This window comes from Streptomyces sp. x-19, assembly GCF_046549115.1.
GTDB classification, from domain to species: Bacteria; Actinomycetota; Actinomycetes; order Streptomycetales; family Streptomycetaceae; genus Streptomyces; species Streptomyces albulus_C.
Map to the genome: position 1 here is coordinate 60972 of NZ_JAJPWK010000030.1, position 18315 is coordinate 79286.

At 71.3% G+C, this 18315-nt stretch carries 13 protein-coding genes; 5 read left to right on the forward strand and 8 right to left on the reverse strand.

Annotated elements, in window-relative coordinates:
• Positions 1-67 precede the first annotated feature (67 nt).
• The gene (locus tag ACLJT4_RS37355; protein ID WP_411129423.1) at positions 68-1789 is read right to left on the reverse strand and encodes a polyamine aminopropyltransferase; all 1722 of its coding nucleotides are present in this window, start codon (positions 1787-1789) and stop codon (positions 68-70) included.
• A gap of 133 nt (positions 1790-1922) precedes the next feature.
• Positions 1923-2441: a DUF2617 family protein gene (locus tag ACLJT4_RS37360; protein WP_344574649.1), complete on the reverse strand. Its 519-nt coding sequence runs from the start codon at positions 2439-2441 to the stop codon at positions 1923-1925.
• A gap of 991 nt (positions 2442-3432) precedes the next feature.
• On the opposite strand from ACLJT4_RS37360, the gene ACLJT4_RS37365 reads away from it, so the two are divergent.
• The gene (locus ACLJT4_RS37365; protein WP_055584474.1) at positions 3433-4611 is read left to right on the forward strand and encodes a pyridoxal phosphate-dependent aminotransferase; all 1179 of its coding nucleotides are present in this window, start codon (positions 3433-3435) and stop codon (positions 4609-4611) included.
• A 114-nt stretch (positions 4612-4725) separates the two neighbouring features.
• Complete coding sequence (locus ACLJT4_RS37370) at positions 4726-5961, forward strand: hypothetical protein (protein ID WP_411129426.1); 1236 nt, start codon at positions 4726-4728, stop codon at positions 5959-5961.
• A gap of 98 nt (positions 5962-6059) precedes the next feature.
• Here ACLJT4_RS37370 and ACLJT4_RS37375 read toward each other — a convergent pair whose 3' ends face one another.
• Both ACLJT4_RS37375 and clpB read right to left on the reverse strand, forming a co-directional pair.
• Entirely contained in the window at positions 6060-6596 is a 537-nt protein-coding gene (locus ACLJT4_RS37375) for a YbjN domain-containing protein (RefSeq protein WP_016579202.1), read from the reverse strand.
• Positions 6597-6719: 123 nt separating this feature from the next.
• The gene (clpB, locus tag ACLJT4_RS37380; RefSeq protein ID WP_233660330.1) at positions 6720-9371 is read right to left on the reverse strand and encodes an ATP-dependent chaperone ClpB; all 2652 of its coding nucleotides are present in this window, start codon (positions 9369-9371) and stop codon (positions 6720-6722) included.
• Positions 9372-9557: 186 nt separating this feature from the next.
• Here clpB and ACLJT4_RS37385 point away from each other — a divergent pair, with 186 nt between their 5' ends.
• Positions 9558-10139 (forward strand): Uma2 family endonuclease, encoded by a 582-nt coding sequence (locus tag ACLJT4_RS37385; RefSeq protein ID WP_411129429.1) that lies wholly within the window; start codon positions 9558-9560, stop codon positions 10137-10139.
• 463 nt (positions 10140-10602) lie between these two features.
• On the forward strand, positions 10603-11007 hold the full coding sequence (locus ACLJT4_RS37390; protein ID WP_016571993.1) for a hypothetical protein: 405 nt from the start codon (positions 10603-10605) through the stop codon (positions 11005-11007).
• A gap of 105 nt (positions 11008-11112) precedes the next feature.
• Here ACLJT4_RS37390 and ACLJT4_RS37395 read toward each other — a convergent pair whose 3' ends face one another.
• From ACLJT4_RS37395 to dnaK, 4 genes are read right to left on the reverse strand one after another with little or no spacing between them, the layout of a single operon-like run.
• The gene (locus ACLJT4_RS37395) at positions 11113-11568 is read right to left on the reverse strand and encodes a heat shock protein transcriptional repressor HspR (RefSeq protein WP_016571992.1); all 456 of its coding nucleotides are present in this window, start codon (positions 11566-11568) and stop codon (positions 11113-11115) included.
• A gap of 1 nt (position 11569) precedes the next feature.
• Positions 11570-12748 (reverse strand): molecular chaperone DnaJ, encoded by a 1179-nt coding sequence (gene dnaJ, locus ACLJT4_RS37400; protein ID WP_351481751.1) that lies wholly within the window; start codon positions 12746-12748, stop codon positions 11570-11572.
• A gap of 45 nt (positions 12749-12793) precedes the next feature.
• On the reverse strand, positions 12794-13489 hold the full coding sequence (gene grpE, locus ACLJT4_RS37405) for a nucleotide exchange factor GrpE (RefSeq protein ID WP_016571990.1): 696 nt from the start codon (positions 13487-13489) through the stop codon (positions 12794-12796).
• On the reverse strand, positions 13486-15342 hold the full coding sequence (gene dnaK, locus ACLJT4_RS37410; RefSeq protein ID WP_411129433.1) for a molecular chaperone DnaK: 1857 nt from the start codon (positions 15340-15342) through the stop codon (positions 13486-13488). The genes grpE and dnaK overlap by 4 nt, the downstream gene beginning before the upstream one ends.
• 333 nt (positions 15343-15675) lie before the next feature.
• Between dnaK and ACLJT4_RS37415 the strand changes: the two genes are divergently transcribed.
• Positions 15676-17946 carry a (Fe-S)-binding protein gene (locus ACLJT4_RS37415; protein ID WP_411129435.1) on the forward strand — a complete coding sequence of 757 codons (2271 nt, stop codon included), beginning with the start codon at positions 15676-15678 and terminating at the stop codon, positions 17944-17946.
• Positions 17947-18315 lie beyond the last annotated feature (369 nt).

Consider the following 18315-nt stretch of genomic DNA (forward strand, 5'->3'; position numbering starts at 1 on the left):
GCTGCGGCGCGACTTTTCACCGGTCGCCGCGGACCGGCCCCGCCCCGCCGGCTCGGCGCCCGCCCGTTCACTGCAAGTACCGGGGGTGCATGAGCGTCGAGGGCGGCCCGGGCCGGTGCGGCTCCGGCAGCCGTCCGGCCCGCAGCGCGCTCAGCGGGACGAGGGTGGACGGGGCGTCCGGGGCCACGGCGAGGCGCGGCGGGCGCCGAGCGGCCAGCACGAAGCCCCAGTACCCCGCGCCGTCCGACGGCAGCGCGGCCGACCCGCCCGGCCCGTCCGGCCGGGGGCCCGGCGCGACCGCGCGGTCCGGTCCGCCGGAGAAGTCCGGCCGCCGGCCGGGGACGCGGTACGGCAGGGTGCCCAGGCCCACCGAACGCAGCGTCGCCAGCACCGTCCAGAACGTCGACGCCCGGGCGCGCGGCGGCCCGGCGTGCACCACCAGCCGCCCGCCGTCGGCCAGCATCCGCGCGGTCAGGCCGTAGAACTCCTGGGAGTACAGCTTGGTGCTGGCGGTGATCCCGGGGTCGGGCAGGTCGGAGACGATCACGTCGTAGGGCGCCGGCCGCCACCCGCCCGAACGGCCCTGCCGGCGCAGCCAGTCGAAGGCGTCCCCGGTGACCACCCGCACCCGGGGATCGGCGAACGCGTGCCGGTTGAGGACGGACAGTCCCGGGTCGGTGCGCGCCAACCGCACCACCTCGGGGTCGATCTCGACGACCGTCACCGACCGGACCGTGCGGTAGCGCAGCAGCTCGCGCACGGCCAGGCCGTCACCGCCGCCCAGCACCAGGACCCGGGCGTGCGGACCGCCCGCCATCGCGGGCCCCACCAGCGCCTGGTGGTAGACCCGTTCGTTCTCCGAGCTGACCTTCAGCCGCCCGTCGAGGAACAGCTCCAGAGGTCTGCCGGAACCTTTCCTCCCGCGTCCCGAGCCGGCTCCGAGGCCGCGCGGACCGCCCGTGCCGCCGGTCAGCACCACCTCCTGGACACCGGTCTGCTCGGCGACCCGGGCCTGGGCTCCGTACACCGCCCGGCGGGCCGCCTGCTCGAACGCTCCGGCCAGCGCCATCCCCGCCAGCAGCAGCGCCAGCACCAGGACGTTGAGGCCGACCAGCGCCCAGCGGGCACGGGTGGTCAGGTCGCGGCTGAAGAGCCACAGCACCAGCGCCGCCCCGGCGAGGAGGTTGACCGCTCCGGTGACCAGCGCCCCGGTCAACTGGCCCAAGCAGGGCAGCAGCAGGAAGGGGAAGGCCAGCCCGCCGACCAGCGCGCCGACGTAGTCCGCGGCGAACAGGTCGGCCACCGCCCCGCCCGCGTCCTGCCGGCGCACCCGTTGGATCAGCGTCATCAGCAGCGGTATTTCGGCGCCGATCAGCACGCCGATGCCCAGCGAGAAGGCGACGAGCGCGATACGGGACTGGCCGAACCACGCGAAGCAGGCGTAGAGCGCCATCGCGGAGCCGCCGCCGACCAGCGCCAGCACCGCCTCGACCACGCCGAACCCGACCGCGGCCCGGCAGCGCAGCCGTTTGGCCAGCAGCGCTCCGACCCCCATCGCGAAGACCATGAAGGACAGCACGACCGACGCCTGGGTGACCGAGTCGCCGATCAAGTAGCTCGCCAGGGCGACCAGTTCGAGCTCGTAGACCAGTCCGCAGGCCGCGCAGACGAAGACCGCGGCGAGCACCAGCAGCCGGCCGAGCCCGGACGGCACCGGCAGTCGCGCCGGCGTCAGGGCCTCCGGCGGCCTGAGCTCGCCGGCGACGAGGGGCTCTGGCGGGTCGATCATGACATGAACGCTACGTGACGATTTCGTAGCGCTATGTCACCCACACGAGTGCAGTGTGCGTGCTGTGCACACCAGTTGAGGGAGGGACGGAGGCGGCGCCGCACACCCTCTCCGCACAACGGGGCCGGCGCCGTCAGACGGCGACGGCCGCCCGCACCCCGACCCGCGTACGGGTGGCCACCAGCCGCCCTTCCTGCGGGTACGCGTGCCAGGTGCGCCACCGCACCTGCCCCTGCTGCCGCTGCGCCAACATCGCGGTGAAGGCGTGCGGCGAGCCGGGAAAGGTGCCGGCGAGGCCGTGCGGGTGCTCGGCCACCAGGGCCAACAGCTCCTGCGCCCGACCGGCGAACGAGCCGCGGGAGAGCGTCTCGACGTGTGCGGCGAACTCGTACTCCCAGTCGCCCAGGCGCTTGGCCACACCGAGCGGCAGCGGCGTGCTACTGCCCGGCATACAGGCGACGGTCTCGGAACAATTGCCGTGCTCCTCTTCGAGCAGCACCTGGTGTGACGCTCCGAGCAGTCTCAACTGCACGTGCGCGTCGTCGAGTTGGAGGTCCAGTACGGCCAGCGCCGGCAGGGGTTCCCTGCCCAGGGCCCAGGCCAGGTCGGATGCGCGGGTATCGGTGTACGCCGTTTTCAGGGTGGTGAGCATGGGTCGGCTCCGCAAGCACGCAGTGGATGGTGGGCCGGCCCGCCCGAGATGGGGATCAGGGGTCAATGACTGCCTGCCGGCTCGTGCCCACGCGGGGTCCGAGAACTGGGGGATTCTCAAGGAGAGGGAACCACGGATGATGTGGCGCCCACAGCGTTTTTACCCATCTTCGCCCTGGTTTCCATCCCCTAGAGGGCCATGCAGCTCACCTGTTCAACACCCCATCGCATCATGGGCGTTGGGCCTTTTCTCGCCACGCGCCGGGCGCATATGCAAGGGCGCATGAGCTGGCCGCATGTGTGCCGGCGCAGGGGTGGCGAGGCCCCCGGCGCACGGGGCGGGCGGGCCCGGGAAGGGGTGCGCCCACGGCCGCGGACGGGTACGTTCCACAGTCGTGGGCACATGTGTGCGAGCCCTCGCGGGGCGCCTCAGCACCCCCAGGCGCATCCCTCAGGAACCACCGCCACAGCCGCCACCACCGCCACACGAAGAACCTCCGCCACAGGAATGGCCACCGTGATGGCCGCCCCCGCCGCACGAGGAGTGGTGGGAGTGGTGGGAGTGGTGGCCGCCGCCCGACGAGGAGCCGAGGTCGGCACCGCCGCCGGCCACCCACCAACTCCCCCCGCCGCCACTGGTGCTGCGGCGGGACGCCTTCTTGTAGCCGCCGTACCTGCCGGCCGAGCGGCTCGCCTTACGGGAGCCGCGGCGCACGGCCGCGGCCACGGCCATGGCCACCCCCCACACCGCGCAGAGCATGATCACCACGAGCACCGCAGGTCCCCACCTCATCGCCTCACCCTTCTCTTTCGTTCCCCCGAAGCGAGGCCTCGCTCCGTCGGCGCCCCGTGCGCCGGCGGGGCGCCGTCCTGCGCCACGCGGCCGCCCTGGCCGGCGGCCTCCATCGTCCTTGGTACGGGGCTGATGCCCGGGCCCCAGCGGCGCAAAGCACAGTTGAGGAACTCCAGAGGTTCGGCGGAGGATGGCGCGCATGGACCGACCGCTGCTCAACCGACGCCTCGCCGCATTCGGCACCACGATCTTCGCCGAGATGTCGGCACTCGCCCAACGCACCGGCTCCATCAACCTCGGCCAGGGCTTCCCCGACGCCGACGGACCGGAGGAAGTCCGGGAGGCCGCGGTGCGCGCCCTGCGCGACGGCCGCGGCAACCAGTACCCACCCGGCCCCGGCATCCCCGAGCTGCGCACCGCCGTCGCCGCCCACCAGGAGCGCTTCTACGGGCACCTCGGGCTCTCCTACGACCCCGACACCGAGGTCCTGGTCACCGCCGGCGCCACCGAGGCCCTCGCCGCGTCGCTGCTGGCCCTGCTCGAACCGGGCGACGAGGTCGTCGCGCTGGAGCCGTACTACGACTCGTACGCCGCCGGCATCGCCATGGCCGGCGGCCGCCGCGTCCCGGTGACCCTGCGCCCGTCCGCGGAGACCGGCGCGTACCACCTCGACCTCGACGAGTTCCGCGACGCCCTCACCGACAACACCCGCCTGATCCTCCTCAACACCCCGCACAACCCCACCGGCACCGTGCTGTCCCGCGACGAGCTGGCCGCCATCGCCGCGCTGGCCGTCGAGCGCGACCTCCTGGTCGTCGCCGACGAGGTCTACGAACACCTGGTCTTCGAGGGCGAGCACCTGCCGATCGCCTCGTTCCCCGGCATGCGCGAGCGCACCGTCACCATCGGCTCGGCGGGCAAGACCTTCTCGTTCACCGGCTGGAAGGTCGGCTGGGTCACCGCCGCCCCGGAGCTGATCAGCGCGGTCCGGTCCGCCAAGCAGTTCCTCACCTACGTCTCGGCAGGCCCCTTCCAGTACGCCGTGGCCGAGGCGCTGGCCCTGCCCGACGCCTACTTCACCGGGCTCCGCGACGACCTGCGCGCCAAGCGCGACATCCTCGCCACCGGCCTCGCCGACGCCGGCTTCGGGGTCTTCCGCCCGGCCGGCACCTACTTCATCACCACCGACATCCGCCCGCTCGGCGAGACGGACGGCTTCGCCTTCTGCCGCGCCCTGCCCGAGCGCGCCGGCGTCGTCGCCATCCCCAACGCCGTCTTCTACGACCACCAGGACCAGGGGGCGCCCTTCGTCCGGTTCGCCTTCTGCAAGGGCACCGCCGTCCTCCAGGAGGCGGCGGGACGGCTGAAGCGGCTGTAGGCGCACGCCCGTTCCGGTCCCGGGTCGCCACCCGATCCGCCCACTCCGCTCGCGGCGCGGGCCACCGGCGCCGAGAGTCGGTGGCGGGGCGAGCCGGGTGAGCGGAGGTGGCGGGTGGTCGCCGAGACCGTGGAGCGGGCCGGGGGCGTGGCGGCGGCGTCCGGCACCCCGTGGGGACGCGTCGGGGCCGCGGCGCGGCGGGCCCGGACGGCGCTGCTGTGGTTCGTCGGGATCCGGCTGGCCGGAGCGGCGTGCGTGGCGGCGTGGGCCTGGCGCACCGGGCGGCACCCGCGGTCCTTGCTGGGCGGGTCGTGGGACTCCCAGTGGTACCTGAGCATCGCGCGGCACGGCTACGGGATGGCCGCGCCGGACGGGCGGTGGCCCGATGTGCCGGGCGCCGACCTGGCGTTCTTCCCGCTGTTCCCGTGGCTGGTGCGGGGCGTCGGCGCGGTGCTCCCCGTGCACCCGCTGACCGCGGGACTGGTCGTCGCCTGGGTCGCGGCGCTGCTGGCGGCCTGGGGGATCTTCGCGGTGGGGGAGCACCTGCACGGGCGGCGGACCGGGACCCTGCTCGTCGTCCTGTGGGCGGTGCTGCCGCACGCGGTAGTCGAATCGCTGGCGTACACCGAAGCGCTGCTGACCGCGCTGTCCGCCTGGGCGCTGTACGCGGCGCTGAGCGGCCGTTTCCTGTGGGCCGGGGCGCTGGCCGCGCTGGCGGGGCTGGCCCGGCCCAGCGCGCTGGCGATCGTCGCGGCGGTGCAGGCGGCGGTGGCGGTGCGGGCGTGGCGGCAGTGGCGGCGCGGGGCGCGGCGGTCGGCGCCCGGTGGACGCGCACCGGACGGGCACGTAGCGGGCCGGCGGCTGTGCGCGGCCGCGCTGCTGGCCCCGGTCGGATGGCTGGGGTACGTGCTGTGGGTCGGGCGGCGCACCGGGCGCGGCCCGCTCGGGTACTTCGCGGTGCAGGCGCGCTGGGGCTCGCGCTTCGACTTCGGGCGGGACGCGCTGCGGGCGGTCCGGCGGCTGGTGCTCCTCGGGGCCCCGCCGGCGTACCTCATGGCCCTCGCCGTGGTCGCGGTGGCGCTGCTGCTGTACGTGCTGCTGGCGGCGGACCGGCCGCCGGCCGCGGTGCTCGGCTACGTCACGGTGCTGGTCGTGCTGGCCCTGGGCGGCACCGGCTACTTCGCGTCGAAACCGCGCTTCCTGCTGCCGGCCTTCCCGCTGCTGCTGCCGGCGGCGCTGGCGCTGGCGCGGGCCCGCCGGCGCACCACCGCTGTGATCACCGGCGGGCTGGCCGCGCTCTCCCTCGGCTACGGGCCGTACCTGCTGACCCTCGCGGCGATGCCGTTGTGAGACGGCCGGGCCGTTGCCCCCGCGGGCGGACACGACACGGGCCCCGGACCGACGACGGTCGGTTCCGGGGCCCGGGCAGCCGGCGCGCGGACGGGGCCTCAGGCCTCGTCGTCGCCCGGCTTCTCGTCGGAGTCGCCTTCGATCTCGGCCTCCAGACCGAGCTGCTCGACGATCCACTTGTCGAATTCGATCGAGGCACGCACCCAGCTGACCGTGCTCGACACGAAGTGTTCGAGCGCGACGCCGGTGCCGATCAGCATCGACGCCTCACCGATCAGACGGACGCTGCCGTCGTCGTGGGTGTGGGTGTACACCTTGGGCCAGAGCGTCCGACGGTTCCAGTCGTCGATCGCCTCCAGCAGCTTCAGCTTCTCGTCGATGCCGTGGACGCGGTCGTAGAACGTACGGACCGAGAAGATCTCCTGCTCCGCCTCTCCACGGAACATGAAGTACGTGCGGAACTGCTCCCACGGGGCGGCGAGGTCACCCTCCTCGTCGACGACGTACTTCAGCTCCATCTGCTCAAGGAGCTGCTTGACCAGGTCCTGGTCGGGGACGACGGGACCATCAGGCCCCGACGGCTGCGGTTCGGGCTGGCCCCCGAAATTCGGAATCGAGGACGGGTCGATGCTCACCGTGGAATTCCCTTCGTATGGTCCCTGCCATCCTCCCCCATACGCGCCCGGTCCTGGCAAGCCCAGGGCGTTCCGGCGCGTACGGGGGCGGCGGGCGGCCCCGCCGGGGGCGGCGCCCGTCGCTCAGGCGGCGGGACGCACCGCCTCGACCGACAGCCGCTCGCCGTCGTCGGCCACGTCCACCCGGACGGTGTCCCCATCGAGCACGTCGCCGGCCAGGATGGCGCGCGCCAGCTGGTCGCCGATGGCCGTCTGGACCAGCCGGCGCAGCGGCCGGGCCCCGTAGGAGAGGTCCGGCGCCGGGGCGTCCGCGACCGGTTCCCGGCCGAGCCAGGCCAGCCAGGCCAGGGCCCGGTCGGTGACGTCCAGGGTGAGCCGCCGGTCGGCCAGGCGGCGCTGGAGGTGGTCCAGCTGGATCCGGGCGATCTGCTCAAGTTGGTCCGTGCCGAGCGGGTGGAAGACGACCAGGTCGTCCAGGCGGTTGAGGAACTCGGGGCGGAAGGCGGACCGGACCGCCTCCAGCACCCTCTCCTTCTTCTGCTCCTCCTTCAGCAACGGGTCCATCAGGTAGGCGGAGCCGAGGTTGGAGGTGAGGATGAGGATGGTGTTGCGGAAGTCGACGGTGCGGCCCTGGCCGTCGGTGAGGCGCCCGTCGTCGAGCACCTGGAGCAGGATGTCGAAGACCTCGTGGTGCGCCTTCTCCACCTCGTCGAGCAGGACGACGCTGTACGGGCGGCGGCGGACCGCCTCGGTGAGCTGGCCGCCCTCCTCGTAGCCGACGTAGCCGGGGGGCGCGCCCACCAGCCGGGCCACGCTGTGCTTCTCGCCGTACTCCGACATGTCGATCCGGACCATCGCCCGCTCGTCGTCGAAGAGGAAGTCCGCCAGCGCCTTGGCCAGCTCGGTCTTGCCGACGCCGGTCGGGCCGAGGAAGAGGAACGAGCCGGTGGGCCGGTCCGGGTCGGCGATCCCGGCGCGGGTGCGGCGCACCGCGTCGGAGACCGCGCGGACCGCCTCGCTCTGGCCGATCAGCCGCTTGCCCAGCTCCTCCTCCATGCGCAGCAGCTTCTGGGTCTCGCCCTCCAGCAGGCGCCCGGCCGGAATGCCCGTCCAGGAGCCGACCACGTCCGCGATGTCGTCCGGGCCGACCTCCTCCTTGACCATCGGCTCCTTGGCGCCGCCGGCGTCCTTGGCCGCCGACTGCTCGGCCTCCGCCTGCGCCGCCTCGGCCAGCTCCCGCTCCAGGGACGGGATCTCCCCGTACAGCAGCTTGGAGGCGGTGTCGAAGTCGCCGTCGCGCTGGGCGCGTTCGGCCTGGCCGCGCAGGTCGTCGAGGCGCTCCTTCAGCTCGCCGACGCGGTTGAGGCCCTGCTTCTCCTTCTCCCAGCGGGCGGTCAGGCCGCGCAGCTCCTCCTCCTTGTCGGCGAGGTCCTTGCGCAGCTTCTCCAGCCGCGCCACGGAGCCGGCGTCGGTCTCGTTGCGCAGCGCCAGCTCCTCCATCTTCAGCCGGTCCACCGCGCGCTGGAGCTCGTCGATCTCGACCGGGGACGAGTCGATCTCCATCCGGAGCCGGGAGGCGGCCTCGTCGACCAGGTCGATGGCCTTGTCGGGCAGGAAGCGGGAGGTGATGTAGCGGTCGGAGAGGGTGGCCGCCGCGACCAGCGCGGAGTCGGCGATCTGGACCTTGTGGTGCGCCTCGTAGCGCCCCTTGAGGCCGCGCAGGATCGCCACCGTGTCCTCGACGGTCGGCTCGGCGACCAGGACCTGCTGGAAGCGCCGCTCCAGCGCCGGGTCCTTCTCGATCCGCTCGCGGTACTCGTCGAGGGTGGTCGCGCCGACCATCCGCAGCTCGCCGCGGGCCAGCATCGGCTTGAGCATGTTGCCCGCGTCCATGGCCGAGTCGCCGCCGGCGCCCGCGCCGACGACGGTGTGCAGCTCGTCGATGAACGTGATGATCTGCCCGTCACTGGACTTGATCTCGGCCAGGACGGTCTTGAGCCGCTCCTCGAACTCACCGCGGTACTTCGCGCCCGCGACCATCGCGCCCAGGTCCAGGGAGACCAGCCGCTTGTCGCGCAGCGACTCGGGGACGTCGCCCTTGACGATCCGCTGGGCCAGCCCCTCGACCACCGCGGTCTTGCCGACGCCCGGCTCGCCGATCAGCACCGGGTTGTTCTTCGTCCGGCGGGAGAGCACCTGCACCACCCGGCGGATCTCCTGGTCCCGGCCGATGACCGGGTCGAGCTTGCCCTCCCGGGCCGCGGCGGTGAAGTCCGTGCCGAACTTCTCCAGCGCCTTGTACGTGCCCTCCGGGTCCGGGGTGGTCACCCGCTGCCCGCCGCGGCTGGCCTCGAAGGCGGCCAGCAGCTTCTTGGCGGTGGCGCCCTGCTGCTCCAGCAGCTCACCGGTGCGACCGCCCTTCGCGGCGATGCCGATGAGCAGGTGCTCGGTGGAGATGTAGGCGTCGCCCAGCTCCTTGGCGCGCTGTGCGGCGTCGGCGATGACGGCGAGCAGCTCGCGGTCGGGCTGCGGCGGGGCCACGGTCGAACCCTGGATGCTCGGCAGCCCGGCGAGCTGGCGCTCGGCGCCGGACCGCAGCGGGGCGGCGTCCGCCTCGACGGCCGCCAGCAGGTCCATGACGTTCTCGTTGTCCTGCCCGGCGAGCAGCGCCAGCAGCAGGTGCGCGGACGTCATGTCCGCGTGCCCGCCGGCGATCGCCCGTTCGTTGGCGGCGCTCAGCGCCTCCCGGCTCTTGTTGGTCAGCTCGGCGTCCACGTCTGCCTGGTCCTCCTCGTGCGTTCCGGCGCTCCGCGCGCTTCCTATCCAATCCTGCCTTGGCCAACGTGCAATAAGTTGAGTCTACTCCACTCAAGGCTCACTCGTGCGAGCGAAACGTAGTGAATATGCCTTCGGCATGGCCCGTACGAGCAACCCTGGCCTTCGACCGCAAGGAGGTGCAGCATGACGGCTATGGCACACGAGCCGATGGCCACGGACAAGGAAACCCTCCTGGACTTCTTTCTCGGTCTGGACACCCCCCAGGGGTTCCGGGCCGAGCTCGTCGAGGGGGAGATCGTTGTGACACCGCCGCCGGATGGAAACCACGAGCGTCTCTTCAGCCGACTGGTCAGGCAGGTCCTGCGGAACGCGGAGACCGACATGGACGTCTCCGGCACCAAGGGGCTACTGCTGCCCCGCGGCGGCCGGTGTCCCAAGAACCACGTGATTCCCGACGCCACGTTCGCACCGGTCGACTTGGACCTATTCCGCGGCGCCGAGTCCTGGATGCCCGGCGACGGCGTGGCCCTGGTCGTCGAAGTGACCTCCCGCCAGGCCGATCGCGACCGCGTGTCCAAGCGCCACTGCTACGCCCGCGCCGGAACCCCGCTCTACCTGCTCACAGACCGCGACAAGTCCACCGTCACGCTGTTCAGCGAGGCTTCCGACGACGACTACCTGGGGCACACCACCGTCCCCTTCGGCAAACCCCTCCCCCTCCCCGCCCCCTTCTCCTTCGACCTCGACACCGCCGCGTTCCTCTGACCGCGTCGTGATCGAGATCGCGGTGGCCAGGGCCCTCGGCCGGGCCTGAGGGCCGGGCGCCCACCACCACGGATAGGTCTGGACCTGGCCGAAACCACGCCCTCTGGAACCGCCCCTCCGCACCCACCTGGTACTCAAGAACGGCAGGAACCGAACACCTCCGCACATCAACGAGCGGCATCGGGCCCGTCCCGGGCGGAAAAACGGCAGCTGGAGGCCACATGGCGTCGGCATGGGACAACACGACGACGACTCCGCGCCGCCCGCCGGGGAAACGGACGGTGCGCCCCCGCCCCACCGCCGAGAACTGCCCCCGGTGCGGCGGCCAGTTGGCCGTGAACCAGGACGGCTGGAAGATCTGCCACGCCTGCGGATACGCCTCGCCGCCCGGCGCAGCCCCTCCACCCCGGGCCCTCGGCGGGGGTATCGTCGCCCCCACAGTCGCCACGCCCCGGAGGGCACGATGAACTCGGTCCGAGTGACGGCGATCGCCTGCCTGATGCCGCTGTCCGAGCTGGACGAGGATCCGTTCCTGGTCGATGACCGCAGCCAGCACGCCATGTGCAAGCAGTGGGCGGCGGCCCGTGACTACCGTCTGACCTGCCAGCTCAGCCTGCACCAGCTGCGCGCCGACCACAGCGCGCTGTGGCACGACGTCGAAGAGGGCCTGGTCGACGTGTTCGTCACGCCCAACCGCCGGGCGCTGGAGTACGCCATCGACGGCGCCGACGAGTTCGGCGCGCGCTGCGCGGCGGCGGGCGTCCGCCTGGAGACCGCCGACCTGGACGAGCCGGTCTACACCCTCGCGATGAAGTCGCAGGTGCACCGCCGGCTGTCGATGCCCACGGCCGGCTACAACGGCTGCTGACCGCCGAGCCCGCACGGCCCGGCGCACCGGCGGCCGTCGGCCCGCGACGCACGAAGGGCCGGGGTGGACGCACCACCCCGGCCCTTCGCCGCATCCGCTACGGCGTCACTCCGACGGCCGCTTGGGCCGCCAGACCACCAACGCGCTGGTCTGCTGCACGTCCTGGTACGGCACCAGGTCGCGGCGGTAGGAGGCGTGCACCGCCGCCTCCCGCTGCTGCATCGCGCTGGCGGCGCCCTCCAGGGCGCCCTGCAGCTCGACGACCCGCTGTTGCAGGGCCGCGACCTGGTTCTCCAGCTCGATGATGCGCTTGATGCCGGCGAGGTTGATGCCCTCCTCCTGCGACAACTGCTGGACGGTGCGCAGCAGTTCGATGTCGCGGGCGGAGTAGCGCCGGCCCCGGCCGGCGGTGCGGTCGGGCGAGACCAGACCCAGGCGGTCGTACTGCCGCAGGGTCTGCGGGTGCAGGCCGGAGAGTTGGGCCGCGACGGAGATGACGTACACCGGCGATTCGTCGGTCAGTTCATAGGGGTTACGACGCTGCCCGCCCCGGCTGTCCATCTCATGCTCCCTTCGCGGCCTGGAACAGCTCCGCCCGCGGGTCCGGGCCCGCGGTCGCCTCGCGATAGGACTCCAGCGCTTCCTTCGCCTTGTCGCCGAGGTCCTTGGGAACGACCACCTCTATGGTGACCAGCAGGTCACCGCGGGTGCCGTCCTTGCGGGTCGCGCCCTTGCCGCGGGCCCGCATGGTGCGCCCGTTGGGAGTGCCGGCCGGCAGCTTCAGCGTGACCGGCGGGCCGCCCAGCGTCGGCACCTTGATCTCGCCGCCGAGCGCGGCCTCCGGGAAGGTGACCGGCACCGTGACGGTGAGGTTGTCGTCCTTGCGGCCGAAGACCGGGTGGGCGTCGACGTGGACGACCACGTAGAGGTCACCGGCCGGGCCGCCGTGCTCGCCCGGAGCGCCCTTGCCGCGCAGCCGGATGCGCTGCCCGTCCGAGACGCCCGCGGGGATGCGGACCTGCATCGTGCGGGCGCTGGACGCGCGCCCGCTGCCCTTGCAGACCTCGCAGGGCTGCTGCGCGATCAGACCGCGGCCCTTGCAGTCGGCGCACGGGTCGGTGAGCGAGAACCCACCGCCCCCGCCCCGGCTGACCTGGCCGGTTCCGACGCAGGTCGGGCAGACCCGGGGGGTGCCGTTCTTGTCGCCGGTGCCGGAACACGCCTTGCAGGGCGCCTGGCTGGACATCCGCAGCGGGACCGTGGCCCCGTCGACCGCCTCGGTGAAGCTGAGCGTCACCTCGGACTCGATGTCCTGGCCACGGCGCGGCTGCGTACGGGTGGTGGTGGAGCCGCCGCGGTTGAACAGGCCGCCGAAGACGTCTCCGAGCCCGCCGCCGAAGCCGCCGGACCCGGCGGTTCCGCCCGCGCCCCCGGCGCCTCCGAAGAGGTCGCCGAGGTCGAAGTTGAAGCTTCCGCCGCCGGGGCCGGCCCGGAAGCCGCCGTTGCCGAACAGCGCCCGGGCCTCGTCGTACTCCTTGCGGCGCTTGGCGTCGCCGAGCACGTCGTTGGCCTCGGAGATCTCCTTGAAGCGCTCCTCGGCCTTGGCGTCGCCCTTGTTGGCGTCCGGGTGGTTCTCGCGGGCGAGCTTGCGGTACGCCTTCTTGATCTCCGCCTCGGTGGCGTCCTTGGGGACGCCGAGGACCTTGTAGTAGTCCTTCTCAACGAAGTCCTTGGTGCTCATCCTCGACGTCCCTCCTTCCGGGCGGATCCCTGCTCAGCCCGTACGTCAGCCCTCGTCCGGGCCACCGTTTTCCTTGTCCGCGGCCTTGGCACCCTTGGCACCCTTGACTCCCTTGCCGCCCTTGGCGCCCTTGGCCTCCTCCTCCGAGGAGGACTTGGCGTTCTGCGCGCCCGGCTGCGGCTCGGCCACCGCGACCCGCGCGGGGCGGATCGTGCGCTCACCGATGCGATACCCGGGCTGCAGGATGGCGACGCATGTCGTCTCCGTGACGTCGGGCGCGTACGAGTGCATCAGGGCTTCGTGGATCGTCGGGTCGAAGGGCTCGCCCTCCTTGCCGAACTGCTGCAGACCGAGCTTGGCGACCACGGTCTCCAGCGACTCGGCGACCGACTTGAAGCCGCCGACCAGCTCGCTGTGGTCCCGGGCCCGACCGATGTCGTCGAGCACCGGCAGCACCTCGGACAGCAGGTTCGCCGCGGCGATCTCCTTGACCGTCACCCGGTCGCGCTCCACCCGGCGGCGGTAGTTCTGGTACTCCGCCTGGAGCCGCTGGAGGTCGGCGGTGCGCTCGTTGAGCGCGGTGCGCACCTGGTCCAACTGGGCCTGGAGCGCAACGTCCTGGACGTCCCCGGCCGGGGCCGAGCCCGCCTTGTCGGCGGACTCGGCCTGCGCCGCGTCTTCGGAAGCGGCATCGGAAGGGACGTCGGGCTTCTCGTCGAAGCCCGGGGTCTCCTCCGTCACGCCGCACCGTCCTTCTTCGGCTTCTCGTCGTCGACGATCTCGGCGTCGACGACGTCGTCCTCGGCCTTGGCCTGCTGGCCGCCGGCGGCACCCTCGGCACCGGCCGCGCCCTGGGCCGCCTGGGCGTCGGCGTACATGGCCTGGCCCAGCTTCTGGGAGACGGCCGCGACCTTCTCGGTGGCGGTCTTGATCTCGGCGGTGTCCTCGCCCTTGAGCTTCTCCTTCAGCTCGCCGACGGCGGACTCGACCTCGGTCTTGACCTCGGCGGGCACCTTGTCCTCGTTGTCCTTGAGGAACTTCTCGGTCTGGTAGACCAGCTGCTCGCCCTGGTTGCGGGTCTCGGCGGCCTCGCGGCGCTTGTGGTCCTCCTCCGCGTACCGCTCGGCCTCCTCACGCATCCGGTTGACCTCGTCCTTCGGCAGCGAGGAGCCGCCGGTGACGGTCATCTTCTGCTCCTTGCCCGTGCCCAGGTCCTTGGCGGTCACGTGCATGATGCCGTTGGCGTCGATGTCGAAGGAGACCTCGATCTGCGGGACGCCGCGCGGGGCCGGCGGAAGGCCGGTCAGCTCGAACATCCCGAGCTTCTTGTTGTACGCCGCGATCTCGCGCTCGCCCTGGTAGACCTGGATCTGCACGGACGGCTGGTTGTCCTCGGCCGTCGTGAAGATCTCCGAGCGCTTGGTCGGGATCGTGGTGTTGCGCTCGATCAGCTTGGTCATGATGCCGCCCTTGGTCTCGATGCCGAGGGACAGCGGGGTGACGTCCAGCAGGAGGACGTCCTTGACCTCGCCCTTGAGGACACCGGCCTGGAGGCTGGCGCCCATGGCGACGACCTCGTCCGGGTTGACGCCCTTGTTGGCCTCCTTGCCGCCGGTCAGCTCCTTGACGAGCTCGGCGACGGCGGGCATGCGGGTCGAGCCGCCGACCAGGACCACGTGGTCGATCTCGGACAGCTGGATGCCGGCGTCCTTGATCACGTTGTGGAACGGGGTCTTGCAGCGGTCGAGGAGGTCCGCGGTCAGCTGCTGGAACTGCGAGCGGGTGAGCTTCTCGTCCAGGTGCAGCGGGCCCTCGGCGGAGGCCGTGATGTAGGGCAGGTTGATCGTCGTCTCGCTGGACGACGACAGCTCGATCTTCGCCTTCTCCGCGGCCTCGCGCAGGCGCTGGAGCGCCATCTTGTCCTTGGAGAGGTCCACGCCGTGGCCGTTGGCGAACTGCTTGACCAGGTAGTCGACGACGCGCTGGTCCCAGTCGTCACCACCGAGGTGGTTGTCACCGTTGGTGGCCTTCACCTCGACCACGCCGTCGCCGATCTCCAGGAGCGACACGTCGAAGGTGCCGCCACCGAGGTCGAAGACGAGAATGGTCTGGTCTTCCTTCTCCAGACCGTAGGCCAGGGCGGCCGCGGTGGGCTCGTTGACGATGCGCAGGACGTTGAGGCCCGCGATCTCACCGGCCTCCTTGGTGGCCTGGCGCTCGGAGTCGTTGAAGTACGCCGGAACGGTGATGACCGCGTCGGTGACCTTCTCGCCGAGGTAGGACTCCGCATCCCGCTTCAGCTTCTGCAGGATGAACGCAGACATCTGCTGCGGGTTGAAGTCCTTGTCGTCAATGTTGATCTTCCAGTCAGTGCCCATGTGGCGCTTGACCGAACGGATCGTCCGCTCGACGTTGGTCACCGCCTGGCGCTTGGCGACCTCGCCGACCAGTACCTCGCCGTTCTTCGCGAAGGCGACGACGGACGGCGTGGTCCTGGCGCCCTCGGCGTTGGTGATGACGGTGGGCTCACCGCCTTCGAGAACACTGACGACGGAGTTAGTCGTGCCCAGGTCGATGCCGACCGCACGTGCCATTTCGATTCCTCCAGCTGACTTGAGTGGAACAGGCTCAAGGGTGCAGCACCGATCCGAACCTGTCAACAGACCTGAGTCGGAGGCGCTCAAGTTTTATGTCGCGCTTATCGTCATCGGGTCGTTGCGGAGGACGCCGGAGGCCGCCGGACGGTTGCCCGCGCGACACAGATCACCGGCCGGGCGGCTTCATGGGGCCCGGAATACTGGGTAACCTCAGCGCAGACCCGAAAAGTTACCGCTTAGTAGTTCCGCTCAGATCTCCACGGCCCGGCCGTTCCGATCGCGCGGATTCCTGAAGATTTCTCCCGCTCTCGCAGGTCCGAGGAGCCTCCCATGCAACTCGCCGCGATCATCGTGTCGCTGGTCCTAATCGCGGTCGGCGTCGCGCTATTCGGCCGCGCCATCCTGCAGATCTTCCGCCAGGTCCGGCTCGGCCAGCCCGTCCCCGCCGGCACCCGCACCGACGAGCCCGTGCAGCGCACGGTCACCGTGGTCAAGGAATTCCTCGGCCACACCCGGATGAACCGCTGGGGCGTCGTCGGCGTGGCGCACTGGTTCGTGGCGGTGGGCTTCTTCTCCCTGCTGCTGACGATCGTCAACGCCATCGGACAGCTCTTCAAGGCCGACTGGATCCTGCCGATCATCGGCGACTGGACGCCGTACAACGTCTTCGTCGAGTTCGTCGGCACCATGACGACGCTGGGCATCCTGGCCCTGATCGTCATCCGGCAGCTGTCGAAGCCGAACCGGCCGGGCCGCAAGTCCCGCTTCGCCGGCTCCAACTTCGGCCAGGCGTACTTCGTCGAGGCCGTCATCCTCATCGTCGGCATCTGCATCTTCACGCTGCACGCCCTGGAGGGCGCCCAGCACCACGTGGACGGCTACGAGCCCTCGTTCTTCATCTCGTACCCGGTCGTCGCGTGGCTGAAGGGGATGAGCGTCGGCACGCTCCAGAACCTCACCTACTTCTTCGCCGGCCTGAAGATCGCCACCTCGTTCATCTGGATGATCACGGTCGCCCTCAAGACCGACATGGGCGTGGCCTGGCACCGGTTCCTGGCCTTCCCCAACATCTGGTTCAAGCGCGAGGCGGACGGCGGCACCGCGCTCGGCGCCCTGCAGCCGATGACGTCGGCCGGCAAGCCGATCGACTTCGAGGACCCGGGCGAGGACGACCAGTTCGGCGTCTCCCAGGTCGAGCACTTCTCGTGGAAGGGCCTGCTGGACTTCTCCACCTGCACCGAGTGCGGCCGCTGCCAGTCGCAGTGCCCCGCGTGGAACACCGGCAAGCCGCTCTCCCCGAAGCTGCTGATCATGTCGCTGCGCGACCACGCGCACGCCAAGGCCCCCTACCTGCTCGCCGGTGGCGGCAAGTCGACGGAGGGCGAGGAGAAGGCGACCGAGGAGCAGCTCGCGGACGTCCCGGCGGCCGCCCGCGCGGAGGCCGAGCGCCCGCTGATCGGCACCCTCGAAGAGAACGGCGTCATCGACCCCGACGTGCTGTGGTCCTGCACCACGTGCGGCGCCTGCGTCGAGCAGTGCCCGGTCGACATCGAGCACGTCGACCACATCGTCGACATGCGCCGCTACCAGGTCATGATCGAGTCCGCGTTCCCGTCCGAGGCGGGCACCATGCTCAAGAACCTGGAGAAGAAGGGCAACCCCTGGGGCCTGGCCAAGAAGCAGCGCCTGGCCTGGACCAAGGAGGTCGACTTCGAGATCCCGGTCGTCGGCAAGGACATCGAGGACCTCACCGAGGTCGAGTACCTCTACTGGGTCGGCTGCGCCGGCGCCCTGGAGGACCGCGCCAAGAAGACCACCAAGGCGTTCGCCGAACTGCTGCACATCGCGGGCGTGAAGTTCGCGATCATGGGCGGCGACGAGGCGTGCACCGGTGACTCCGCCCGCCGCCTGGGCAACGAGTTCCTCTTCCAGCAGCTCGGCCAGCAGAACGTCGAGTCGCTGAACATGGCCTTCGGCGAGGACAGCGACGACGAGTCCACGAAGAAGCCCAAGGCTTCCAAGAAGATCGTCGCGACCTGCCCGCACTGCCTCAACACGATCGGCAACGAGTACCCGCAGCTCGGCGGCGACTACGAGGTCATCCACCACACCCAGCTGCTCCAGCACCTCGTCGACGAGGGCAAGCTCGTCCCGGTCACCCCGGTCGAGGGCATCATCACCTACCACGACCCGTGCTACCTGGGCCGCCACAACAAGATCTACACGCCCCCGCGCGAGATCATCGGCAAGGTCCCGGGCCTGCGCAACGAGGAGATGCACCGCCACAAGGAGCGCGGCTTCTGCTGCGGCGCCGGCGGCGCCCGGATGTGGATGGAGGAGCGGATCGGCAAGCGCATCAACAACGAGCGCGTCGACGAGGCCCTCTCCCTCAACCCCGACATCGTCTCCACCGCCTGCCCGTTCTGCCTCGTCATGCTGACCGACTCGGTCAACGGCAAGAAGAACGACGGCAAGGCCAAGGAGTCGATCCAGGTCGTGGACGTCGCCCAGCTCCTGCTGGACTCCGTCAAGACGCCCCTGGACCCCCCGTCCGACGACGAGGAGCCCGCGGACGCGCCGGAGCCGGAGCCGGTGAAGTGACCTGACGGCGCCCCGCACGCCGAGACGTCGACGGCCGGCCCCTTGGGGGCCGGCCGTCTTGGGTTTCTCCCCACGTTGTCCGCTGCGCGGGGCTTCGTCGTACGTCGTCGGCTTCCCGCCGTGCGGGTTGCCGTTTGCGCCTGGCGGCGCGGGGCGTTGTCGGCCGGCCCGCCGTGGGGGTTTTGCCGTTGCGCCTGCGGCGCGGGGCGTTGTCCGCTGCGCGGGGCTGTTGGGTGCGGTGGCGGGCCTGCGGGGGTGGTGTGCAGGACTGCTGCGCTTTACGTCCTGCACACCACCCCCTCCGGCCCGCCCCCTCCCGTTGAGGGTGGGTTAAAAGACGGGTGGGTGCGGGGCCGAGGCCCGGCGGGT

Excerpts from the sequence above, each read along its gene's own strand:
- ACLJT4_RS37365 (WP_055584474.1), top strand. The coding sequence starts at position 3,433 with ATGGACCGACCGCTGCTCAACCGACGCCTCGCCGCATTCGGCACCACG.
- dnaJ (WP_351481751.1), bottom strand. The coding sequence starts at position 12,748 with ATGAGCACCAAGGACTTCGTTGAGAAGGACTACTACAAGGTCCTCGGC.
- ACLJT4_RS37385 (WP_411129429.1), top strand. The coding sequence starts at position 9,558 with ATGACGGCTATGGCACACGAGCCGATGGCCACGGACAAGGAAACCCTC.
- ACLJT4_RS37395 (WP_016571992.1), bottom strand. The coding sequence starts at position 11,568 with ATGGACAGCCGGGGCGGGCAGCGTCGTAACCCCTATGAACTGACCGAC.
- dnaK (WP_411129433.1), bottom strand. The coding sequence starts at position 15,342 with ATGGCACGTGCGGTCGGCATCGACCTGGGCACGACTAACTCCGTCGTC.
- ACLJT4_RS37390 (WP_016571993.1), top strand. The coding sequence starts at position 10,603 with ATGAACTCGGTCCGAGTGACGGCGATCGCCTGCCTGATGCCGCTGTCC.
- ACLJT4_RS37415 (WP_411129435.1), top strand. The coding sequence starts at position 15,676 with ATGCAACTCGCCGCGATCATCGTGTCGCTGGTCCTAATCGCGGTCGGC.
- ACLJT4_RS37360 (WP_344574649.1), bottom strand. The coding sequence starts at position 2,441 with ATGCTCACCACCCTGAAAACGGCGTACACCGATACCCGCGCATCCGAC.
- ACLJT4_RS37355 (WP_411129423.1), bottom strand. The coding sequence starts at position 1,789 with ATGATCGACCCGCCAGAGCCCCTCGTCGCCGGCGAGCTCAGGCCGCCG.